The sequence below is a fragment of the Thalassotalea euphylliae genome (assembly GCF_003390375.1).
Classification (GTDB): domain Bacteria; phylum Pseudomonadota; class Gammaproteobacteria; order Enterobacterales; family Alteromonadaceae; genus Thalassotalea_F; species Thalassotalea_F euphylliae_A.
The window spans coordinates 2,707,953-2,732,638 of sequence record NZ_QUOT01000001.1 but is presented as its reverse complement, the minus strand read 5'-3'; the positions used below and the strand labels follow the sequence as shown (position 1 = coordinate 2,732,638).

The window sequence follows — 24,686 nt, the reverse complement described above, 5'->3', positions numbered from 1 at the left end:
CTCAAACTTTGTACTAACGTTAATAGACAGAGTTACGATGTGTTGCGCGCTTTAGATTCATTCCGTCTGTCCTCCATACTCAATGCAGCCGAAAGGCAATGTTAACTGAATCAATCACAAAGGACGTGCACATGAGACATTGGCGACCATCACTTGATACCCGCAATCAAAGCAAAGTGAATGAATTTTGGGTGTTATTCGACACGATTATCAACGAAGCTATTTCACTAGAACCGCTGAAAAGTGCCCAGCAAAAAAATGGCGAAGTCTTTCCCTACTATATTCAACGGCGCTCTTATTTTTCAGCAGAAACGTTAGAAAAGCTGAAAAGTAAAATCAGCATCAAATTTAAACACTATCAATTGGGTGAGCAGGAAATTGATTTAATTGGCATGTTGACCAATTACAGTGGTAGAAGACAAATTGCGATAGTGGGTCATCGTGGGGTCGGCAAATCGTCATTTATCAATTATGTTAGCTGGGTTATCCAACAATCTGGGGTCAACGAAGGCTCACAATTCCTCAATATTGATTGTCGCGCCATTATCGAAAGCGAAGGAAAAATCAGCTTGTGTCAGCTTTTCTACGACGCAGTTGAAGCTCTACCTAGCGAAGTTTTTGGGCGAGAGTTATTGAAAAAAGTTAAAGCAATTCTTAAAGAAGACAAAACCGAGAGTATCACTGGCGCACTCACACATTTGAGCCGGAAATTACAAAAACCACAAAAAGACAAGTTGGTGGTGGTTTTTGATAATTTAGATCATCTGCATTGCGACTTTATTGCCAAAGCAACCGCGTTATCACGGCAAATTAGCATTCAAACCGACTTGCCAACTATTGTATGTATTCGTCCCAACAGTATGCAGCGCCTTGCATTACGGGGAAATTCCCGAGCTATGTTTGGTTACCGGCTTAACTTGTCACCACCTGATTTTACCGTTTGGTTTAACATGCTGGGCGAGCGTGTGGTCAACACCTTTATGAAGCATCGCAGCAGCAATAAAACCACCTATAAGCTCTACAATCGTACGGTCACCAAAACTAATTTACTGAACTTTTTTTCAAGCGTGAATCACCTACTGCGTGGTCGCCAACCCGATGATGATGTATTTAAGCTGATGGAAACCATTAGCTCTGATGACACTCGCCATTTAGCCTTAATTATTATGCGCTTATTTTGTCATCATGGATTTCCGGTTTACCCGTTGTTCTTGCAAAAAACAATAGAAGGGCATTTGCATCATCCTTTGCACTATTTGATGCGTGCTGAACACGATATCTATCGCAGTGACACGGCGTTGATCACTATTCCAAACCTGCTATATGTCGAGTGTGGTAATGAAGAATCTTATTTATTGCCATATCGTACTTTATCGCTGATTGCCGATGGTGTGATCATCTATAAAAACATAGTCGCTTGTTTAAGTTTGATGGGCTATTCCGAACGGTTAGTGCAACAGACCTTAAATAAACTGATGTTGACTCTGTTAATTCGTGGCACGACCTCAGTTTCGATTGATCGCGTGGGTGAACCAGAAGCCTTTTATCTGACGCAGTCAGGGCATTATTACGTGGAATCGTTTATCAGCACACCAGATTACCTTACCAATGTAATTCTTGACGTGAAAGCCGAGCACAAGTCCTTCTATACATACTGCAATAGCCGCAAAAGCGATACAGAGTTTACACCTAGGCTTGTTGACCTACTTGATTCAATTGAAGAGTACTTAAAAAAGGCATTTGAATTAGAAAAGTCAGCACTAACTAAGTTGACGTCAAAACCGAAAAGTGAACCTTTATATCAACTAACGAAGTCGATTCATAACTTTGGTTTTCTCACCGATCGTATTTGGGAAGGGTTAACATCGCTACTCAAGCGCATAGATGGCAGTAGATTTAAGCGGTTAGCTGAGATTGAATTGATGGCACAAGAAGTGATTGAAGAGGTGCACTCATTTCGCGAACACCGATTTCAAGAACTCCTTAACAAGTGCACTAACGAACACAATTTTGAACACTGTGAGTTAGACTTCAATATTCAAGAAACCAATGTTCAACTGCTGCTCGACAATGGTATGGGGGGCACCAATATCAAAGTAGCAGTAGACGCCAATGGATCCTATACAAGAGATTCAACTTACCTTATCGCATTAGCGGCTAACGATGGTGAAGGTGAGGTTTATTACGCAACGAAAGCAACGGGTTACTTTAATTCTGCGCACCAGAAATCTCAGTACATTAGGAATTATCAAACCTTTCCAAGCTTGAATTTGCCATTTGAACAAGCCTGTGAAAAACAGCGCTATAACGTCAAACTAACGCAAGTCACCCCAAGTCGCGAGGATATCGTGCGTTCGAATCTGGCGATCATCAACACTTACCTGAATCAAAATACCCTAAAAATTGTCTTATCGATTGTTGGCGGCGACGACTGCAGCGAACACATCATCGGCTCACATGCTGATTTTCCGGCGCTTCAAAGCTTAGTGGACGAACAAGTGTCGAGCATTAGTGCCTTAGCAAGCCAAGGAAAGTTAACCCACGCCGCACTTGATGTTGCGGGTTCTACACTGGCGTCGAATATTCTTACCCCTGAAGGCGAATCACTGCTTGCCACCCATTTGCATATGGTGAATAAAGCCGTGTTGTGCATCAATCGTGAGCTTCTAGGCATCCCTTGGGAGTGGATCAGACCGCGCCCGAAACCAGGTGCTCAAACCTTAGCAATAGGTCAGGCATGGCACCTTTATCGCAACGTGTTGGATGACAGTAATTTTGTCAAAATTGACTTCACCGCATTTGATTATCAGCTATCGACTGATAAATATTTAGCATTCGGCATTCAGCCTGCTGAAGAAATTGAGCAAACGGTAAATACGCCAAGTTCACTACCTGAGCTTTACCAGCATTTAGAGCACAGTAGCATTATTCACTTGGTTGGGCATCATGACGAGAGCAATGCCAACATAGTGTTGGGCGAAAGTAGTATCGGTAGTATTGACGATCACACGCTTACGATTAATTACGCAGAAGCAGACGCATATAGCTTTGAGGGTAAAGATAGCCTGCTAGTGCTATCGTCTTGTGGCGTATCACTATCACCTTATCACAACAATATCGCGATCAAACTGTGTGAGCGAAACGGCTGCGAAGTTTGGTCGCCCCTGATCATTATTCCTTACCAATACGCCCAACAATTACATCATCATTTCGCCCAGCTTCACCAGCAAGAACAAGAAATGTCGATTGCTGCTGTATGGGAGCATGTTATGAAATGCGACACAACAATCGCAGAGCGTATTTACACCCGCTATTTAAATATGGAGTAACTAATGGATTCATTTGAATTGGAAATCAACGAGCAAGATTTACCCATTGACGTAAAAAGCAAATTAGAAATTGCTAATGCCGAGCAAGAAAATTTAGGTGTGGTGGATAACGTTAAAGAGGTGCTGTCAGCAAACTTCGGTAAAATAGTGCTATCAAAAGTATCTTCGATTATTCCTGATGCCTACGAAATCAACGAGCTCAGCTTTTCTGTATCACTAAAAGGTGAGTTGTTTGGCAATGGCTTTAATACGCAAGTAACCGTTAAAGTTAAGCCCGTAAAGTGAGTTAACATAACTGACGAGCGCTTAGAACTATTGCGGTCTAGTTAAACCTAAGCCACTTAAGCAAGTATCAACCACAACTTCCAGTTCATCGGCTGCCACGCCTGAGCGAGCCATTGCTGCTGTGCCTTTGAGCATAGTGTATAAGGTAAGCGCAATTTGCTCGGCCTGATTCGCGAGGTTTAATGAAATAGCTTCGCGATCGTGTTGAAATAGTTCAGTAAACACTTGCTTGGGTATAGATTCTGCTGTCGCCAACACAGCACTAGCTTGTGCAGGTAGGTCTCCCCCGACAATTTCCGACTGGCACTGCACTAAATAGCAACCTTTAGGAGAGTTAACACAGCATTGTTGATTGATGATCGACATTAAATATTGTTTAAGACGATCAAACAAAGATAGCGAAGGGTTATTGAGGATTTCCAAGTGTGGCTTCATTTTGCTATTGATGTATAGCTGTGTGGCCTTGATAAACAATGATTCTTTATTGCCAAATGCACTGTATAAACTGGGCTTGTTAATACCCATTCGGCTGGTTAAATCGCTAAGCGAGGTGCCGCTGTAGCCTTTTTGCCAAAACACTTCCATCGCAGCTTGCAGCGCAACTTGTTCATCAAATTCTCGTTTTCGACCACTTACCACGTACTTTTCCTAAGGCTACTTATACCAATTGAACTGGTATTATCATTCACATCTCGCTAATGAATATTTTACGCCGCCATGCTCGTATCCGCAATCTGGTGTTTAGTATCATATTGAGACCAAACACCAGATAAAGTAATGATTACGCGAATTGCTTAAACGGGGCATCTAATTCTGTCTCAGCAATGTGATTAGTGTAGTTACTGATCACTTTTTGCGATAGACCTAAGATGATTTCAAGTACTTGCTGATCACCATACCCAGCAGCGAAGAAACGCTCTAATTCAGCACCATCAATGTGACCGCGATTGCGAACAATCGCTAATGTCGTATCGCGAAGTACTTCTAACTTCTCTGTTGGTAGCGGAGTTTTGTTGCGCAGCGCATTAATGATCTCTTCGCTAACTTTCATTGAGTGGGCAATACCTGTATGCGCCGGCACACAGTAGCCGCATTCGTGTTCAACATTAATGGTTTGCCACACAACCGTAAGTTCATCAGCATCAAACGATGAGTTAGAAAATAGTTCGTGTAAAACTTGGTAAGCTTTTAACGTCTCTGGTGAGCTTGCCAATACTGCGTGTAAGTTAGGCACCATGCCAAATGCTTTTAGCGAGTTGTCTAGTAGTGGCTTACTTGCTTCAGGTGCACTATCTACTGTGTGAGTTTTTAATTTAGTCATCTGTTTATTCCTCTCTTATTGTCGAACCAATTGGGCGACATAATTATATTTCCGTCGAATCTGTACCGATAGGTATGAAATCAATTATAGTGGCAATTGGTTAGATGGCTAATATTTGTTTGTTACAAAGTGTAGGGCGATAAATTGACCAAAGACTCTGGTTAGGGATAGCGGCTAACAATACTAGTTAACGATCGCAGTTGAATGTCTACGAAAGTTACTGGCGAGCTTGGCAGATTATTTTTATATGCATAGAAAAGCGTAGTTAGAACACAAACGGCTAAGGCTAAGGCTAAGGCTAAGGCTAAGGCTAAGTACAATATGAAGTGCTGAATCGAATAAAGGTCAAAAAGAAAGCTTTTGATTAGGTGATTGTTGTTTATATTCAAGTAAGTGAAATTAAATTACAGGCATAAAAAAACCGGTGATAACAAAATCACCGGCGTATTAGCTTATGGGGAAAGCTAGAATATACAATTATTACAACAAGCGTTCACGTCGAGGAACAGGATGAATTATAGAGTAAGGACTCTATTCCTGTAAAGTATATTTTGTAATTTTTTTTCATTTCAGTTGTAAAAAAACGTAAAATAATGATTATTACAATAAAAAAAGCCGCATTTGCGGCTTTATTGATCGATCGCTGTTAATTTACAACATTTGTATTAGTGAGCTTGTTGCCAATTATCGCCACTACCCGCTTCTGCAATTAATGGCACATTTAATTCAGCTGCCGCATTCATGATTTCAACCAATTTAGCTGTCACTTGTGCTAACTCACTTTCCTTGATTTCAAAAATCAATTCATCATGCACTTGCATGGTCATTTTCACCACATCAGCTGGCTGCGTAGCAATCCATTGGTCTACTGCTAGCATTGCCTTTTTAATAATATCAGCGGCAGTACCTTGCATCGGGGCGTTGATGGCAGCGCGCTCAGCCGCTTTTTTACGTGCTTGGTTGCGCGCTTTAATATCAGGCAAGTACAAACGACGGCCAAACAAGGTTTCTACATAGCCTTTTTCGCTCGCTTGCTGACGTGTGTCTTCCATGTATTGCATTACATTAGGGTAACGCTCGAAGTATTTGTTCATATAGTCTTGCGCTTGATTTCGACCAACACCAATTTGCTTGGCTAAACCAAATGCCGACATACCGTAAATTAAACCAAAGTTGATCGCCTTGGCACTGCGGCGCATATCGCTAGTGACACTTTCAACATCAACCGCAAAAATTTCAGCTGCGGTTGCACTGTGAACATCTTTACCTTCGCTAAACGCTTTCACTAAGCCCGGATCGTCAGACAAGTGCGCCATAATTCGCAATTCAATTTGCGAGTAGTCGATCGCAACAATTTTGTAGCCTTGCGGTGCAATAAAGGCTTGGCGAATTTTACGGCCTTCTTCACTGCGAATAGGAATGTTTTGTAAATTTGGATCGGTTGATGACAAGCGGCCTGTTGCTGCAACTGCTTGATGATAAGAAGTATGTACTCGACCTGTTTTCGACTGCACTAGCAACGGTAACTTATCGGTATACGTTGATTTTAACTTGGCTAGGCCGCGATGCTCTAAAATCAGCTTTGGCAGTGGGTAATCAAGTGCTAACTCTTGCAACACTTCTTCTGCCGTTGATGGCACACCACTTGGCGTTTTCTTGATCGCAGGAATTTTTAACTCTTCAAACAAAATTTCACGCAGCTGCTTAGGTGACGCTAAGTTAAATGCTTTACCCGCAATATTATGCGCTTCAATTTCCAACTCAGCTAAGCGAGCGCCGATCGCTTGGCTTTGCTCCGCCAGCACATCACTGTCAATCAATACACCGTGGCTTTCCATACGTTGCAATACTTGGCTAAGCGGAAGCTCGATATCAGTAAAAACGGATAATGGGCCCTTATCTTTTATTAGTTTTGCGTGCAATGCCTGATGTAAACGCAGCGTAATGTCAGCGTCTTCCGCGGCATATTGACCAGCTTTTTCGATCTCAATTTGGTTAAACGTTAACTGCTTAGCGCCTTTGCCAGCAATATCTTCAAAATGCACGGTTTCATGGTTCAAATATTTTTTCGCTAATGCATCCATATTGTGGCGACTAGCAACGCTGTTATAGCAATAAGATTCAAGCATGGTATCGAATTCAATACCGGCTAAATCAATGTCGTAGTGACTTAGCACATGCGCATCATATTTTAAGTTTTGTCCGACCTTTTTATGCTCATCACTTTCTAGCAAAGGCTTTAACTGTGCCAACACCCAATCGCGACTTAGCTGCGATGGAGCGTCTAAATAGTCATGGGCAACAGGTACATAGGCAGCCTTGCCAACTTCATGAGAGAAAGATAAGCCGACAAGTTCCGCTTGCATGTAATCAATACTGGTGGTTTCGGTATCAAACGCGAATAAAGGCGCAGCTTTGAGCTTTGCTAACCATGTATTGAAGTCTGCTTCGGTGAGAATAATGTCGTATTCAGCTGTTACTGCTTTACTTTCATCTTCGCTTTCTTCTTGGATATCTGGCGCTTGCGATGCGGCAACGTCACTACTTGAAGCCGAACCTGTTGGCTTTTTCAGATCCGCTAAATGGCGACGCAATTCATACTGAGTGAAAAGCTCAGTCAATTTATCCAGATCGCGTTCTACTGGTTGTAACTCATCTACTTGTTGCTCAAGTTCAACATCACATTTTATTGTCGCGAGCTCATATGACAGGCGAACAATTTCTTCGTGCTCGATCATTTTCGGCTTTAAGCTTTTACTGCCGCGAAAGCCAAGACCTGCTATGTCGTCTAAACGCTCGTAAATATCGCGAATACCACCAATGCCAGCAATTAGCGCTTTGGCAGATTTATCCCCAACACCTGGCATGCCTGGAATGTTGTCCACCGCATCGCCCATCAGCGCTAAGTAATCAATCATATGCTCAGGTGCAAAACCGTACTTTTCTTTAACAGCATCAATATCGGTAATTTTCTCTTTCATGGTATCAAGCAAAGTTACGTGCTCTGTTACCAACTGCGCCATGTCTTTATCACCAGTTGAAATAACCGTTTCGATACCTTTTTCACACGCTTGTTTTGCTAGTGTGCCGATAACATCATCCGCTTCCACCCCTTCAATAACCAGCAATGGAAAGCCCATGGCAGCAATCATTTCGTGCAGCGGTGCAATCTGACAGCGCAAATCTTCTGGCATAGGTGGGCGATTCGCTTTGTATTCAGCATACATGTCATTGCGGAATGTTTTTCCCTTAGCATCGAACACCACCACGATATTGCCGTTTGGATAGTCTTTTTGCAGGCTTTTGATCATATTTAGCACACCTGTGATTGCCCCTGTTGGATGACCATCAGCTGTGGATAAAGCTTGCAAATAAGGAACGTGATATGCGCGAAATAAGTAAGAAGAACCATCAACCAAAATGAGTGGTGAAAGGGCTGAACTTGCCATAGTGTGTTGTCAACTTAGAGTAAATTTGGCTAAGCATGCCATATCCTGAAAATTGTCTCCAGCACAGGTGCCGAGTTGGTGGATAGACAAGAGACTAATTCAGCTGAAAGTTTCAGTAATTAATGTGGATAAGTTTGTTAACAAGCATTAGAAATCTCCGAGATAAGTTTTCACTTAAATCAGATATTGGCTCGTAAGCTGTTGGAATACATAAAAAAGATGAGGCAGGAATCCTTTTTACACACAACATTTATTATTTTTATTTTTGTGGATAAAACATTTAACTTGTTTGCTTCGGCTTTTGTATAAAAAGCAACCAAAGTTCAAACAAGGGGTAAAAGATTACCAGATAATTACCCCATTACCAGAAGATTATTAAAATTTTTTGAACGTTATTTGACAGGCTAAAATAACTAAATTTTCTAAGACACAATTCATAAGGGCTGGCGAATAACCGAACAAAAAACAAATGAATTTTTTATCTTAAGCTCCAGGGCGTGTCGATCTTTCGAGATTGAATTTTGTTCAATCTAAACGCTTTCTGATCGCGGCGCTCGCTTTGTCGCATAGTCGTTCTATGTAAAAAGCGAGCAACAATGAGCAGGAAGTGTTTAGATGACCCCCTCAACACAAAATAAAGGGGCAGCGTCTATTTGAATTTTCTACTGTGTTGGCACTTATTTATGGAATATGACTACACTGCACAAGTGCCGTCTTGTATAAAACCCAAACAGACTGCTGCAAAAACAATCCTGAAAGGTCAACACGCCCTAGCTAATACATCGAGATAAAAAGCATACTCCAAGGCAACTTCGCGATACCGGTTAAAGCGCCCAGATTGACCGCCATGGCCCACTTCCATATCACACTTAAACAACAAGGAGTTACTATCCGTTTTGTATTCGCGGAGTTTGGCAACCCATTTAGCAGGTTCAAAATATTGCACCTGTGAGTCGTATAAACCTGAAGTAACGAGTAGATGAGGGTAGGCCTGTCGCTTAATTTGATCGTATGGCGAGTAACTTAATATGTAGTCATAGTAAGTTTTGTCATTAGGGTTACCCCATTCATCATACTCACCACAGGTCAATGGCAGACTTTCATCTAACATAGTTGACAGCACATCAACAAAAGGAACATGAACCGCGCACGCCAAATAAAGCTCTGGTGCCTGATTAAGCGTAGCACCAATTAGCAAACCGCCAGCACTGCCACCAGTTGCCAATACTTTGTCAGCAGCGCCATAACCCAAAGCGACTATGGCTTGCGTGGCATCAACAAAGTCATTGAAGGTATTTTGCTTATTTAACATTTTTCCTTGTTCATACCAATGGCGACCCAACATAGCAGAGCCGCGCACATGGCAAAATGCATAAACAACGCCACGATCGAGTAAACTCAATCGGCTGTAAGAAAAATCAGCGTCAACATTGAACCCATAGGCGCCATAACCATCAATCAATATCGGATTTTCACTAAGACTAAACTTATCTTTGCGATAAACAAGTGTAACGGGCACTTGCTGGCCGTCACGCGCGCCAACTTCAATATGCTCACAACAATAATCTTGTGCATTAAACTCACCGGCAACTTGGTGCTGTTGCAACAGGGTTGGTTCGCCAGAGCTTAATTCAAATTCAAGTACCGATTCTGGTGTAGTCATGCTGGTATAGTTAATACGCACCCGTTTAGCCGCTAAATCAAGGTTGTCCTGAAGGTAAGCGGAAAAAGCCGAGTCATTAAACTCAAGCTGTAGTTCTTGCCCAGACTCTAAGCTCTTAACAATAAACTGTGGCAGCCCTTTAACGCGTTGGCTAAACACTAGGTGACGATTAAATACTTCAAAGTTTTCTAGCAACGCATCTTCTCTATGCCCCACAACTTCATGCCAAGTCGATTTGTCGGCAATAGTACTTATGCTAGTGGTGACAACTTTGAAATTTTTCGCCTGCCAGTTAGTTAAAATAAAAGCGCGGTCACCAACCAGCTCCAGCCAGCAAAGGTGATTTTCTTCTTTTGGCAAGAGCGTAACTACGCTGGCAGATTCGTCATCGGCACTTAACAAAGAAACACCACTCGACTCTTTGGTGCCGTGATAAATTACAATGCTCGCCTTATCTTTGCTTTTAGCAATTTGAGTCCAAAAGCGTTGATCCGTTTCTTCGTACAAGAGTTCATCTTCATCTTGCGTTGTGCCCAGCCTGTGACGATACACTTGATAGGGTAATAAAGTTTGCTGATGCATTTTTACGTAGTAAAAGCTGCGACCAGTATTGCACCAAACCAGTTCCCCTGAAGTATCAACAAGTTTGTCGTTTAAAAAGTTATCATCTTTAATGTGTTTAACCGAAACCTGATAGAGTCTATCGCCATTGGTATCTTCGGCAATCGCGGCATAGGTGCCATCCTCACTCACTTCAATTGGCGCGAGATCATAGTATGCATGGCCTTTGGCACGCACATTTGCATTGAGTATCTGCAGATCTCTTTGCTTTTGCGCCGACGCATCACGCCAGTAAATAGGATATTCAGCATCCCCAATGTACTCATGCCAATAGAAATAGGCGCCGTATTTGAAAGGGACTGACTGACGTTCTTTGACCTGCCGAGCAACCATCTCTTGAAACAAGCACTCTTGCAATGCTTCAGTGTGGGCGAGCACTTGTTGACAATGTGCATTTTCAGCATTTAGGTGAGCAATTACCTCTGGCGATTGCTTGCTGTCATCTCTCAACCAATAGTAATTATCGACACGCTCATGGCCATGCATTACCAGTTTATGGGGCTGTTTTTTGGTGTCAGGAGCGGTGGCCATTCTTTATTCCTAAGTTACTTATATTCGCACTGGCTTTTATGATTTTAACGTGCCATCACACTACATAAAAGCTGGTCAAAAATAACACGATAGGCTAAAACGAGTAGGCATAAGATAAGTTTAAGAAATCAACCCCTGGATTTTTGCTATTGAGGCCTCCGTTGCTGTAATGCATATAACGAATTGCCGCAGATTGACTATTGTTTTGACCAAAATCTATTGCCAAACCGAGCCTGTCTTCAAATTGATAGTGAGAGCCAATGTCTTTGCCAGCAAATCTAGTATCTTCCACAAGTGATATGCCAATGCCAAACTCCCATCTAAGCGGATATTTTCCTTTGATGTGATAAAACGTTTGACCAATTACGGGAGAAAAAGCCAGTACATAGTTCGTCTCATGCTGGTTTGATTCACCATACTCCCAAAAATTCACACTCACTTCCCAATATATATCGAGCTGATCAACAAATAAGATATCTTCAAGGTGATAAACATGTGGTCGATACGCTAAGCGAAGCCCGTCAATATCATCTGACCCAATTAACACATCAACCGCAATGGCCTGAGATAATTTTCGTTCGGACGAGTAACTGGTGAACGAAGACAATATCAGTGTGAAAAATAAGACAGTGATGAGAAGTTTTGAATTAAGTATGTTCATATTCTTCAAAGTTCATGGCTTCGTTCACTAAAAAGATTAGTGACTTGAAGCACTCGGATTTAAGAATAGAAATATAAGAAATTTGCGGAATGCTATGGCGGCAGTTCGTACAAACTTTCTAGCAAATCATCCAAATGTTAACTGCTAGCAGGTTTGGAACTATGAGAATAAACCAAGCTCAAAATTAAAAGGAAGAGAGCGAGAGAGGTATCCATAAAAGTGTTTTTAAGAACAAAAAAGCCCTCACTAAATTGAGCTAACTTAGCGAGGGCAGTGTGTTATTCGTGTGAATAGAGAGAAAACTAGTTTGTGGCTAATTTTCTCTGGAAAAATCTACATAGTCACAAATTCTTCAGCCGATGTCGGGTGAATCGCCACCGTATTATCAAAATCAGCCTTAGTTGCGCCCATCTTCATCGCCACAGCAAAACCTTGCAGTAACTCATCGCTGCCAAAACCAATTGAGTGAATACCAACAATTTTCTCTTCTTTGCCCACACAAACTAGCTTCATGCGTGTTGGGTCGCGGTAATCTTCGGTAATTGCTTGATAAAGTGCCGTAAACTGCGAGTTATACACCTTAACCTGATCTTCACCATACTGCTCAATCGCTTCTTGCTCGCTTAAGCCAACTGTACCGATAACAGGGTGACTAAAGACCACGGTTGCCACGTTTTCATAGTCTAAGTGCTCGTATGGTTTATTGTTAAATAAACGCTCACATAAACGGCGACCAGCAGCCACAGCAACAGGCGTTAACTGCACTCGGCCTGTGTTATCACCCACAGCATAAATGCCGTCTACATTGGTGTTTTGGTATTTGTCGGTCGGAATAAAACCACGTTCATCAGTTTCAACACCCGTTGCTTCAAGGTTAATTTGATCAGTTGCTGGTTCACGACCAATCGCCCAAATTAGCGTATCAACCGGGCCAACTGTCTTACCGTTTTCAAGGTGAACGGTTAACTGGCCGTTGTCGTGTTTTTCAACTTTAGTTGGCACGCTGTGGTTGTGAAGTGTTGGGCCATGTTTCGCCATTTGCTCAACTAGCGTGTCACTTAACATTTCATCAAAGCCGCGTAATGGCTTTTCTTTGCGAACAAGCAAGTGTGATTCCGTGCCTAGTGCATGTAACACACCCGCTAGCTCTACAGCGATATAACCTGCGCCAACAACTGCTGCTGATTTAGGTTGTTCAGTTAACGCGAAGAAACCATCTGAATCGATGCCATATTCAGCGCCTTCAATATTAGGAACGCTAGGGCGACCACCTGTTGCAATCACAATATGATCAGCAGAGTAAAGCTCACCGTTCACTTCAACGGTATTTTTATTTACAAACTTAGCGAAACCTTGAATAACGGTGACATCATTGGCGGTAAAACCACGCTGATATGCGGCGTGAATACGCTCAATGTACGCTTCACGGTTTTTAATTAAGGTTGCCCAGTCAAAGCTTTGCAGTGGTGCATTGAAACCGTAATCTGGCGCATAGTACAATGCGTCGGCAATTTGCCCTGCATACCACATCGCTTTTTTCGGCACACAACCAACATTCACACAGGTTCCACCAATTGCCTTAGCTTCAATTACGGCTGCTTTTTTACCATGCCTCGCAGCACGGTTAGCTGAAGCAATACCGCCACTACCTGCGCCAATAGCGAGAAAATCAAAATGTTGAGTCATAATTGTGTACCTATAAACCTAATCGTTTTGTTATCGTTAATTAATGGGGGAGGAAAGGGCAAATTACAAGCTTGCATTACTATGCCTAGCTTTTGCCAAACCTTTGCCTAACCTTTAGCGACCGTACTAAACTCATTTTTATTCTCTGCGAGTTTTTCTGTTAGCTCATCCATGGCCAGTGGCGAGTAATAAAAATAGCCTTGAATCAAGTGGCATTGATGATCAACCAAGTACTGAAGCTGTGCTTCGGTTTCTACGCCTTCAGCAACACAGGCAATATTTAAACTTCGTGCCAATACCAATGTTGAGTCGACTATTGCTTCATCTTCTGGTGATTCGCCAATACCACTGACAAAACTGCGATCAATCTTAATAATATCAAGCGGTAGCTGTTTAATATAAGACAATGACGAATAGCCAGTACCAAAATCATCTAACGCTAAGCGACATCCCATAGCAGAAAGCGTATTGATGGTTTCTATCGCTTTTTCTGGCTCGCTCATAAATGCGCTTTCGGTCACTTCTATTTTTAACGCACCCGCAGGAATTTGATAATCATTAAACTTGTTTTCCAAGAAGGTGACCAAACTGGCATCAGCAAAATGTTTGGCTGATACGTTAATCGATAAGTAAAAATTAGGGCTCAGCGCGCGCCATACTTTAAGTAGCACCAATGCCTTGTCGAGTGCAATCCCAGTCATGGTGGCGATCAAGCCCATTTCTTCAGCAAGCGGAATAAACTTGTCAGGTGATACTAAGCCCTCTTCACTCTGCCAACGCATAAGTAATTCAGCACCAATAATCTTGCCTGTGTGGGCATCAATCACTGGCTGATAAACATTGAAAAACTCGTCGTTTCTCACCGCCTGCTTAAGACTAGACTCCATGGTTAAACGCTGTTTAGCTTCCAGGTTCATGCGCTCGGTAAAGAACTGGAAGTTATTACGGCCTTGTTGCTTGGCGTGATACATCGCAACGTCAGCATTGCGCAGCAGCTCGTCTTGCGATCCTGAATCTTCAGGGTACATCGCAACACCAATGCTGGCGCCAACACTCACGGTGGTACTTTTCAATTTGACTGGTACTTCAACCACATCAATAATCTTTTGCGCAATGCGGCTTAAATCATTATGCGATTTAAAATGCTCCACCAGCACCACAAATTCATCACCGCCAATGCGGGCAATTGTGTCGTCTTCCCTAAGTGCACTGCTGAGACGAGCGGTGATTTCTTGCAGTAGCAAATCACCATAGTCATGGCCGAGCGAGTCATTAACCTGCTTAAAACGGTCTAAATCAATGAAAAACAAGGCTATGGTGTGTTGCGCGCGACGTGCCTGTTCAATACCGTGCTTAATGCGCTCAAGTAATAATGAACGATTAGGTAAGCCGGTTAGGTGGTCATAGTTGGCTAATTGTCTAAGCTCGAACTCAGCTTTTTTCTGCGCACTAATGTCGGTCATCACAAAAATATAGTGATGCGTATTATTCACTTTATTTTTGCTCACACTGATATTCATTAACACGTGGTATTCTTGACCAAGCGGTGTTTGAATCAGCTCTTCGCCGCTATAGTGGCCTTTGTTTTTCAAAGTAGGTAACAGCTCAAGATAATAATCACTGCGCTTTTCTGTTAGCCCGAATAGCCCTCGATGGTAATCAAATTCTTCATTTTTCCAGCCAAACACTTGCCCCATCGATTGATTAACCGTGACACGCTCAAAATTCTCATCAATGATCACCACCCAGTCTTGGGTATGCTTAAAGGCATCACCAAAGTTCAATGCACGCTCTTCATCAGCACGCGTTTGGGTAATGTTCGAATAAGATCCGGTTACGCGATCTGGCTCACCATCGATATTGCGGGTCACTATTTTGCCGATATCTTTGTACCATAACCAATGGCCGTTGCTGTGCTGCAAGCGATAGCTGCAGTCAAAGCTGTCAACAGGCGAATCACTTATCAAAAACGCGTGCCACTTGGACAAAAACAGCTCTTTGTCCTCCGGGTGAATCAAATCAATGTGAGTTTCAAAACCAAGCGAAGTATCCGGAGCTGCATAGCCCAAATCTTTGGTAAAACGCTTGGCATAAATTCGATTCGATTGGCTTTCCCAGTCCCACACCTCACTATCACTGCCAGTAAGTGCGAGCTGTAAGCGATGTTCTCTTAACTTCACCGCTTCGTGTGCAGCAATTAATTCTTGCTGTTTATTGGCCCGCCAACGTAGCCAAATAAACAAGCACACTAAGACACTAAACCCATAAAAAACCAGAACTACTGGTGCTCGCCACAATGGGTAAGAAACATTAAACAACAAAGAGCTAGGCGCAGATAACTCGCCTGTGTAAGGCGATTTAGCACGCACAATAAGCTCATAGTCGCCAGAACTTAAACTCGGAAAAGTAACATAATGCTGGCTGGAAAACGGCGCATTTATTTCAGTAGGACCAACGAGCTGGTAACGATATTCAATAGTGTCGCGATGTAGGAATGAAGACGTTGCAAAGTCAATGCGAATACCAATATCACTGTGCTTAAAAGCAAACGTCTGGCCATTATTAATAAACGTGGAGACAGTTAAGTCACGTGATAACGTACTGACGCCAGAAAAGTTAACGCTAAAGTCTTGGTTAATGGCTTCATTTTGGTTGTGCAACTGAATAGGGTCAAAAATACTTAGCCCCAGCATGGTGCCATAGGCAAGCTTGCCATCAGTCATTACAGCATAAGCATCGGCATTAAATTCATTAGTGGCTAAGCCATCGCCAATATCGAACTGACGCAGGTGTCGAGTGTTTTTATCCAATCGATAAAAACCCACTTGACTCGCGAACCATAAATGACCCTCAGCGTCAGTCTTTACACCATAAATATGCTCATCTAAGGAAGTGCTAGCAGCGTCAATAAATACTCTTGCTTCAAGGCTTAAACCATCAAGCCCAAACAAACCAACACCGTCATAGGCGACCCATAAAATATTGTTATCATCTAACGCTAGGCTATTGATCTCAGCGTGACGAAACTCTTGGTTGTGATGAAACTGATAAACCAGTTTCAACGAATCAAGCATTGGGTTATAGACCCAGATACTGTCTTGAGTGGTTAATACCAAATGCTCAGGCCATAACGCAACATCGGCAAAAACTCGCTGAATTTGGTCAGGTGGCAACACCTTGTTTATCGCATCAAGTTTTTCCATTGCACCGGTTTTTAACGAAATGCGCCCAGCCCCTTCCGAGCCAAAAAACCATAAACTTTGCTGCAATATGGCAAACGTATATTGCTTACCATGATGTTGACACAGCCACGCTTGAGTTGCCGCAGAAAAAGGCTCTGACACGACCCGCTCTAAGCGCTTATTAAAAGGCCTAATTCCTTGCTGAGTTCCGACCCAAAGTGTATCGCCGTTATCAACTAGTTTGGTAATGTCGGCGTGTAAATGTCTAGTGTGTTCGTGTAGGTCGATAGCATAGTGTTTAACTGTTTTAGTCTCAGTATTGATGCGGTTTAGTACACGCCCCGTACTTGCCCAAATAATCTTCGGGTCTTGGCTATCTGCAGTCATGGCATATACACCGCCTAGACCAAGTCCGCTTACTTCTTCATTTAGCGGGCTATTATTAGTGGTGCTAACATGCTCAACATTCCAAATGAGTTCACTGTTTGGGTTCCAACGATAAGCCCCATTTGACTGCGAACCAAACCAAAATATGCCACTGTTGTCTTTGGTAATATCCAACACATCATTGTGTGCAACATGTGGGTTAATATCAGAAAAGCGAAACAATAACTGATAAACGAAATCTGCCGATGTGGGGGCGGTTGTATTTTTAATGTCAGTATTGCTTTCGATATCTGTTCCGTTTTCGCTACCCGCGCTGCTTTCACCTAGGTGCACCTGCATCACACCTTCGTGCGAGCCCACTAGCACTTTATCCTGCTCAGCATATAACGCACGCACACCATGCATAACGTTCGGATGAACAACAGGCAATTCAGCCAAATTGTCAAAGTAACGCACCAGATCGGCAATCTTAAAAATGATCAAGCCAGCTTCCGTAGCAACAAATACGTGACCTCGCCAACTAACAAAGTCATACAAACGGTTGGCCTCAAAACCATCTAAACTCATGTTGGAAACAGCCTGATTAACCACTAAATCTAAGTGATTAACTTGCCCAGAGGATAACTCCAGGACAAAAGCGCCTCTGGGAGTAGCGACCAACAAAAATTGCTCAACTTGATAAACCCGTTTAATAAACTCGCCAGCTTCTAATTGCTCAGTTAAATCAAGCACCAATTCAACCTGCTTGCCTGCTTGGCTGTATCGCAGAACCTTTTGCCCTATTGCAAGCCATGGCGAGTTACCGGAATTGGGTTGATGAGCTGCATCAGCAGTTGTGGTAACGGAGTCGCTATCGGTGAATAATTGATAACTATCGGCTTGATAGTCGTATCGGTAGATGCCTTTACCCAGCATGGTCAGCCAAACAATTCCTTGTTCATCTTGCACTATTTGCGTCACTGCATAGCGCTCAAAGTCACCCTCTGGGCCACTTAGCGAACGCATGGTATAACCATCGTAAATATTGACACCATGCTCTGTGCCTAGCCACAAGTAGCCATTAGTGTCCTGCATCACTGCAAAAACACTGGCACTATTAAGACCATCAGCCACACTAATGTTTGATAATGACAAACTGGTGTTGCTGATCGCAAAAACAGAGCGAGTGATGAACACACTCAGCAATAGCAGACACCACATTATTCGACGCAAACTAACTTATCCTACACTAAAAAAAGAAATACAAAGCTAACCCAATATTATGCCGAAATTTGTGCTGCTCGTATTGCGGTAACACAAGGTAAAACAAGGTAAAACAAAACAATACAATTGGTTTACACGCAAAAAGGTACAAATAAGAGCAAGCACTTAGCTGCAAAAGTTAGAACTAATACCAATTGAATTAATTAGTTGAGCAATTATGGCGTAGGAAAAAGGTTCATAAACACAGGTTCTATGCTCCCAGCAAAACCTAAGTACCTACATCCATGTAGGCAAAGCGTTATTTTTGCTAACTAGTTGTTCTAGTTTAAAAAATAACAACACAGTTAATGAGCATTTTAACCAACCAGAATGATCAAGTATTTATTGAAATTGGTATTACATACAATAAATATAGTGCGCCTCTTGAATTACGCGACTACTGACTATAAATGTATAGCTGATAACAACTGATGCCGAAGGCTTACTCTATGACAAACCCATTATTGCAATCACATGCACTACCACAATTTTCAGCGATTAAACCAGCGCACGTAAAGCCTGCCGTTGAACAAGCCATTGCTGATTGCAAGCAGTGTATCGAACGGGTATTAACCGAAAATGATACATTTACATGGCAAAATTTAGTGATGCCGATTGACGAGGTTGATGATGTTTTAGGAAAGTTATGGTCACCAGTATCACACCTAAACTCTGTGTTAAGCAGTGATGAATTGCGTGAAGCCTATGAAAGTTGTTTACCGCTGCTGTCAGAGTACGGCACCTTTGTTGGCCAACACCAAGGCTTATACCAAGCCTATAAACAGCTTGCCGAAAGCGAACACTACCAAACGCTAGATACTGCACAACAGAAAGTCATTGATAATGCACTTCGCGATTTCAAACTCTCAGGTATTGCCTTAGCACCTGAGAAACAACAACGCTACGGTGAAATTGTGGCGAAATTATCTGAGCTAGGTTCGGGCTTTAACAATAATTTACTCGATGCTACACAAGCATTTACCGTTAATATCACCGACGAAACAGAATTAAGTGGCCTACCCGATAGCGCGAAAGCGGCAGCAGCCCAACTTGCACAAGCTAAAGAGCTTGACGGTTGGTTATTTACCTTAGATTTTCCGAGCTACTTGCCGATCATGATGTACTGCGACAATCGCGATCTGCGTGAGAAAGTGTACCGTGCATTTGTTACTCGCGCTTCAGAACTTGGCCCAAATGCAGGTGAATTCGACAACTCACAAGTGATGAACGAGATTCTTGCACTGCGCCACGAACTTGCACAACTACTTGATTTTGAACACTACGCCGATAAGTCACTGGCGACCAAAATGGCTGATTCGAGCGACCAAGTCATTGGCTTTTTACAAGACTTGGCGGCAAAATCAAAACCGCAAGGTGAGCAAGAACTGGCAGAATTGCACGAATTTGCCAAAGAAAAACACCAAGTTGAAGCATTAGCTGCTTGGGATTTACCCTACTTCAGTGAAAAGCTTAAACAAGAGCGTTACGCAATTTCTGATGAAGAATTGCGCCCGTATTTCCCTGAACAAACCGTGGTTGCCGGCTTGTTTGAAGTTGTTAATCGTCTATTTGGTTTAACCATTAAACAACGTGACGGTGTTGATGTATGGCACCAAGACGTTAAGTTCTTTGACGTTTACGACGAAAACGAACAGCTACGCGGCAGTTTCTACTTAGATTTATACGCGCGCGAGAAAAAGCGCGGCGGTGCTTGGATGGACGATTGTGTTGGACGCCGTGAGTTAGCCAACGGCATAGTGCAACTGCCAGTAGCTTACCTAACTTGCAACTTTAACGGCCCAGTAGGGGACAAACCCGCGTTATTTACCCATGATGAAGTGGTCACCTTATTCCACGAATTTGGTCACGGTATTCACCATATGCTAACGCAAATCAACGCCTCAAGCGTTGCCGGTATTAACGGTGTTGCATGGGATGCCGTTGAACTACCAAGCCAGTTCTTAGAAAATTGGTGCTGGCAGCCAGAAGCCTTAAGCTTCATTTCAGGCCACTTTGAAACAGGCGAGCCATTACCGCAAAGCATGCTAGACAAAATGTTGGCCGCGAAAAACTTCCAGTCAGCAATGCAAATGTTGCGTCAACTCGAGTTTGGTTTGTTCGACTTCACCATGCACGCACAATTTTCACCAGAAAAAACCGAGCATATTCAAACCGTGCTAAACGATGTACGAGCGCAATACGCTGTGGTTAAAGCACCTGAATTTAATCGCTTCCAGCACAGTTTTGGTCATATCTTTGGTGGTGGTTATGCTGCTGGCTACTACAGCTACAAATGGGCGGAAGTGTTATCAAGTGATGCTTTCTCTCGTTTTGAAGAAGAAGGCGTGTTTAACCAAGACACTGGCCGAAGCTTCTTGGTGAACATCTTAGAAAAAGGTGGTTCACAAGAGCCAAGCGAGCTATTTAAAGCCTTCCGTGGTCGCGAGCCTGAAATTGATGCGCTACTAAGACACAGCGGCATCCAAGCCGCATAGTCGATGCATTCAGGCGTTAAACGATGAAACTAGAAGCTTTCGATAAACTCTATCAGCGCGCCGCCGAGCGAAAAGGCGGCGTTGCACAATTAAATTTACTGCTACCACCAGTTGAAGAGCAGGGCGCATTAGCCCTGCTACCCGATGATCGCTACTTAGCAGCATTCACGAAAAAAGTATTTCAGTCGGGCTTTGTTTGGCGTGTGGTCGAACAAAAATGGCCAGACTTTGAAGAAGTGTTCTTCGGCTTTAACATCGAGAAAATCTTGATGATGCCAGAAGATATGCTGGAGCGAAAAGCCGCCGATCCGAAAATTATTCGCAACTTTAATAAGGTAAAAACCATTAAAGCCAATGCCCAAATGATTTTTGAAGAACAGCAAAACGGTCATTCATTTGCAGAATTTATTCGCCAATGGCCAAGCGACAATATTATCGGCCTATGGGCACACCTAAAAAAACACGGTGCCCGTTTGGGCGGCAATACTGGCCCATACGCCTTGCGTGCGCTCGGTAAAGACACCTTTTTGCTGTCACGTGATGTTGAAGCCTACTTTCGGGCGCACGACTTAATCTCGGGCGGCTTGCAAACCAAAGCCAGTTTAACCACCATTCAAACTGCGTTTAATCGCTGGCAGCAAGAGTCCGATCTCAGCTTAACTCAGTTAAGTCGACTTGTGGCTTACGCCACGGGCGATAACTACATCCAAGTGCATGAGGACGACAGCTAATGGCAGACACTCACCTGCAAGTTGCCGTTGCCTACGTTCACAAAACCGATGTTGATCTAGCCAAACAAGTTGCTCAGCGTTGGCACTTTGATTATATCGGCGATATCGCCGCAGCAGCTAACTTTGCTGAACTTGCCTTTGTGCTGCAAGTAAACGACCAAGTGCTTGAATTAGTGAAGTTAGATGAACCTAAGCTCGCCCCGATTAAAGTTGATTTTATTGACGGCGCTGTTGGTCACCGCCGCAAATTTGGTGGTGGTCGAGGCCAAGACATCGCCAAGGCTGTTGGCCTAAAACATGGTTTTAATCCACATGTGTTAGACGCCACTGCGGGCCTTGGTCGCGACGCCTTTGTACTTGCTGCGCTCGGTTGCAAAGTCACGCTAGTAGAGCGCAACCCTGTGGTCGCCGCTTTGCTGGCAGACGGGCTGGCACGCGCACAACTCAATGCTGACATCAGTGAAATAGCCCAGCGCATGACATTGATTCACCAATCGTCTACGCAAGACATGCCGCAACTTGATGATATTGATGTGGTCTACCTTGACCCTATGTATCCTCACAAAGAAAAGTCGGCCCAGGTCAAAAAAGAGATGCGCGTATTCCAACATTTAGTTGGTGCCGATCTCGATGCCGACCAACTACTCGCACCAGCATTAGCGCTTGCGGAATACCGTGTGGTGGTGAAACGCCCTAGCTATGCGGATTACTTAGCCAATCAAAAACCTTCAACCGAAGTAAAAATGAAGAAAAACCGCTTCGACATATACGTCAATAAAGGGATTCCCAAACCGGCATAATTGCTCAACGTGTTGCTGGTTTTTATAGGCAGCAACACTCATAAAGCCCTATCTCTATTCTTTTAGCTACCTACTCGTTTAGCCGTCTATTCTTTTAACCAAAAGTTCTAGCGAGCCAGTTATATAGCCTAGCTGTCAATATTTTTGCCCGAACACACCTTATTAACAAAGCACTAACAAAATCATTACTGTTTAAAAAACGAGCTGTAACAAAAATGTCATATTAGATCGTTACCATCCGCCGCGACTAAATATATTCGGCCAGTTGAGAGATTTAAACAGTGCGAGTTTCAACGTTTTCACGTTCATCGGTAGTTGCCATTAGCAGCTTTGCCATCATATTTTTGTTGGCAATGTATCAGGTCGGCAACACGCTAAAAACCAATCGACTACTGCTCGCTGAATACCAAAATTTGAAGTCGTTAACGACCGTCGATTTTTATCGAACTATCGCCAACTATTTGCAGTTTGGCGATGCGAGTTTACTGACTACTGCGGAAAACTTGCTTGAACAGATCAATACCAGTGCAGAGCAGTTATCGATTGCTGATTTAGGTGCTACTATTTCTGAGAAAACCACAGAACTTAAACAAAACATTGCCGACACTTACCGCCCTCTCGGCAAACTAAGTGGTGACCCGATGGCGCTTTTACGCAACAACGAGCAAGGGATCTCGTCGCTAAATAGCAGCCTTGCTAATTATGCGCGCCAATCGAATGAGCTAAGCAGCGACCAGCGATTAGACTACCTTGCCACCACCAACAATATTGCCTCTGCGTTGACCAGCGTTATCAATGTTCGTAGTAAAGTATTTGCTAGCGACAATGTAAATTCCTCGCTGCTTAACCAGCCGTTATCTGAGCTGAATAGCCTGGCTGGCAAGCTCGCTAATTTTCCATTGCTTGGTATTGTCGAAGCAGGTGATGAAGACGAATTAGGCGATGATGACGACTTATTGCTTGACGATGAAGAAGAGGCAACAGATTTAAGTGAAGAAGCGCTTGATGAATTGCGCTCGTTAGTGGGCCGCTATCGTAGCGAGCTAAACAACACAATTTCACAGCAACAACAGCGCCAACAAGGTTTAGCCTTGCTCAATGCTGACGTATCAGCCATCGAGAAAATTATCCTTGAAGGTGAAGCGATTATCCTAGCTGAGCAAAAGAGCATTAACGATCGCATTACCTGGGTTGTAATTTTACTGATGTCGATACTGGTCGTCTTTTTAGCGGCAAATTACTGGTTAACCCGCACCGTTGTATTAAACCCGCTGCGCCGCTTACGTGACAGTTTTGTCACCTTAGTGAATGAAGGCCGTGTTGATTTGATTGAAGGTATTCCTGAAAAAACCGAGCTAGGGCAAATTTCTAGCAGCTTCAATAAAATGGTGACGCAACTTGCGGAAGAAGATAAGCAAAAAGCGAAACAGCTTGGCTTAGTATCAACCGCCATGCAAACCATGGAAACACAGGCACAAACCATATTAAATTCATCTTCAAGTACCAGTGCTCATTTAGCAGCGGTTGATGAAATTATGGCGGCGCTATCGCAAGTGACGGAACATGTAAATTCATTGTCGCAACAAGTGGTTGATAACGCACAAGCGAGCCAACAGGCGCTAACAGACAGCCAACAAAAGGTTGATGAAGCACTCGCTGCCAGCGAGCAAACCAGCCTAGCCGCGCAAGCAGGAAAAGAAGCGATTGAATCACTTGGTCAGTCGGTTGAAAGTGTCGGTACCATTGTCGATGTGATCAGTTCCATTGCCGATCAAACCAACTTATTAGCATTAAACGCTGCCATAGAAGCCGCGCGCGCTGGTGAGCATGGCCGCGGATTCTCGGTTGTTGCCGACGAAGTACGTCAACTTGCCGGTAAAACGCAAGAATCGCTTAAACAAGTAAGCGATCGTTTAGATCAGTTAAACCACGATAGCAAAGCACTGGAAACCAATATTTTTGATATTGAAGCAGCGTCTAGCCGACAGCGTGAAATTTCAGACGCCTTAAATGAAAACACTGCCAACGTGCTCGACCAAGCAAGCGCATCGGCAGGGGTTGCCGCCGACTCGCTAGAGCAGATTAATCAACAGCGCCAACACTTCGCTGAATTTGAGCAAGCAATGGAAAGTGTCCGTGGTGAAGTAACTCACTCTCGCGAACTCGCTGAGACCATTTCAAGCGACGTGGCGACCCAAGTGGTTGATATCAGCGATACCTTAAAGCTGGTTTCTTAACGCTTTTTCGCCAATCTGAACAAGCAAATAAGCCTCTAATACTTTAGAATAAGTGTTAGAGGTTTT

At 43.3% G+C, this 24,686-nt stretch carries 13 protein-coding genes; 6 read left to right on the top strand and 7 right to left on the bottom strand.

The features are described from left to right. Positions 1–131 precede the first annotated feature (131 nt). The gene (locus tag DXX94_RS12120) at positions 132–3,329 is read left to right on the top strand and encodes an ATP-binding protein (protein WP_147302279.1); all 3,198 of its coding nucleotides are present in this window, start codon (positions 132–134) and stop codon (positions 3,327–3,329) included. Between the two features lie 3 nt (positions 3,330–3,332). Then, entirely contained in the window at positions 3,333–3,614 is a 282-nt protein-coding gene (locus DXX94_RS12115) for a hypothetical protein (protein WP_116016203.1), read from the top strand. A gap of 27 nt (positions 3,615–3,641) precedes the next feature. On the opposite strand, the gene DXX94_RS12110 is transcribed toward DXX94_RS12115, so the two are convergent. The 7 genes from DXX94_RS12110 to DXX94_RS12080 all read right to left on the bottom strand — a co-directional run bounded on the left by DXX94_RS12110 (position 3,642) and on the right by DXX94_RS12080 (position 18,249). Continuing rightward, a complete protein-coding gene (locus DXX94_RS12110) occupies positions 3,642–4,253 on the bottom strand; it encodes a TetR/AcrR family transcriptional regulator (protein WP_116016201.1) in 612 nt (203 codons plus the stop codon). 142 nt (positions 4,254–4,395) lie between these two features. Continuing rightward, positions 4,396–4,935: a carboxymuconolactone decarboxylase family protein gene (locus tag DXX94_RS12105; protein ID WP_116002135.1), complete on the bottom strand. Its 540-nt coding sequence runs from the start codon at positions 4,933–4,935 to the stop codon at positions 4,396–4,398. 665 nt (positions 4,936–5,600) lie between these two features. Further along, complete coding sequence (gene polA, locus DXX94_RS12100; protein ID WP_116016199.1) at positions 5,601–8,384, bottom strand: DNA polymerase I; 2,784 nt, start codon at positions 8,382–8,384, stop codon at positions 5,601–5,603. Between the two features lie 760 nt (positions 8,385–9,144). Further along, the gene (locus DXX94_RS12095; protein WP_116016197.1) at positions 9,145–11,199 is read right to left on the bottom strand and encodes a S9 family peptidase; all 2,055 of its coding nucleotides are present in this window, start codon (positions 11,197–11,199) and stop codon (positions 9,145–9,147) included. A 94-nt stretch (positions 11,200–11,293) separates the two neighbouring features. Further along, positions 11,294–11,860 carry an acyloxyacyl hydrolase gene (locus DXX94_RS12090; RefSeq protein ID WP_116016195.1) on the bottom strand — a complete coding sequence of 189 codons (567 nt, stop codon included), beginning with the start codon at positions 11,858–11,860 and terminating at the stop codon, positions 11,294–11,296. A 333-nt stretch (positions 11,861–12,193) separates the two neighbouring features. Next, positions 12,194–13,546, bottom strand: coding sequence for a glutathione-disulfide reductase (gorA, locus tag DXX94_RS12085; RefSeq protein WP_116016193.1), 1,353 nt, complete (start codon positions 13,544–13,546; stop codon positions 12,194–12,196). A gap of 107 nt (positions 13,547–13,653) precedes the next feature. Then, positions 13,654–18,249 (bottom strand): EAL domain-containing protein, encoded by a 4,596-nt coding sequence (locus DXX94_RS12080; RefSeq protein WP_181901548.1) that lies wholly within the window; start codon positions 18,247–18,249, stop codon positions 13,654–13,656. A 557-nt stretch (positions 18,250–18,806) separates the two neighbouring features. Here DXX94_RS12080 and prlC point away from each other — a divergent pair. The 4 genes from prlC to DXX94_RS12060 all read left to right on the top strand — a co-directional run bounded on the left by prlC (position 18,807) and on the right by DXX94_RS12060 (position 24,620). Further along, positions 18,807–20,852, top strand: a complete 2,046-nt coding sequence (prlC, locus tag DXX94_RS12075) for an oligopeptidase A (protein WP_116016189.1) — start codon at positions 18,807–18,809, stop codon at positions 20,850–20,852. Between the two features lie 23 nt (positions 20,853–20,875). Continuing rightward, complete coding sequence (locus DXX94_RS12070) at positions 20,876–21,583, top strand: DNA-3-methyladenine glycosylase I (RefSeq protein ID WP_116016187.1); 708 nt, start codon at positions 20,876–20,878, stop codon at positions 21,581–21,583. Continuing rightward, positions 21,583–22,383, top strand: coding sequence for a class I SAM-dependent methyltransferase (locus DXX94_RS12065; RefSeq protein WP_116016185.1), 801 nt, complete (start codon positions 21,583–21,585; stop codon positions 22,381–22,383). The genes DXX94_RS12070 and DXX94_RS12065 overlap by 1 nt, the downstream gene beginning before the upstream one ends. A gap of 281 nt (positions 22,384–22,664) precedes the next feature. Then, entirely contained in the window at positions 22,665–24,620 is a 1,956-nt protein-coding gene (locus tag DXX94_RS12060) for a methyl-accepting chemotaxis protein (RefSeq protein ID WP_147302277.1), read from the top strand. Positions 24,621–24,686: the final 66 nt, after the last annotated feature.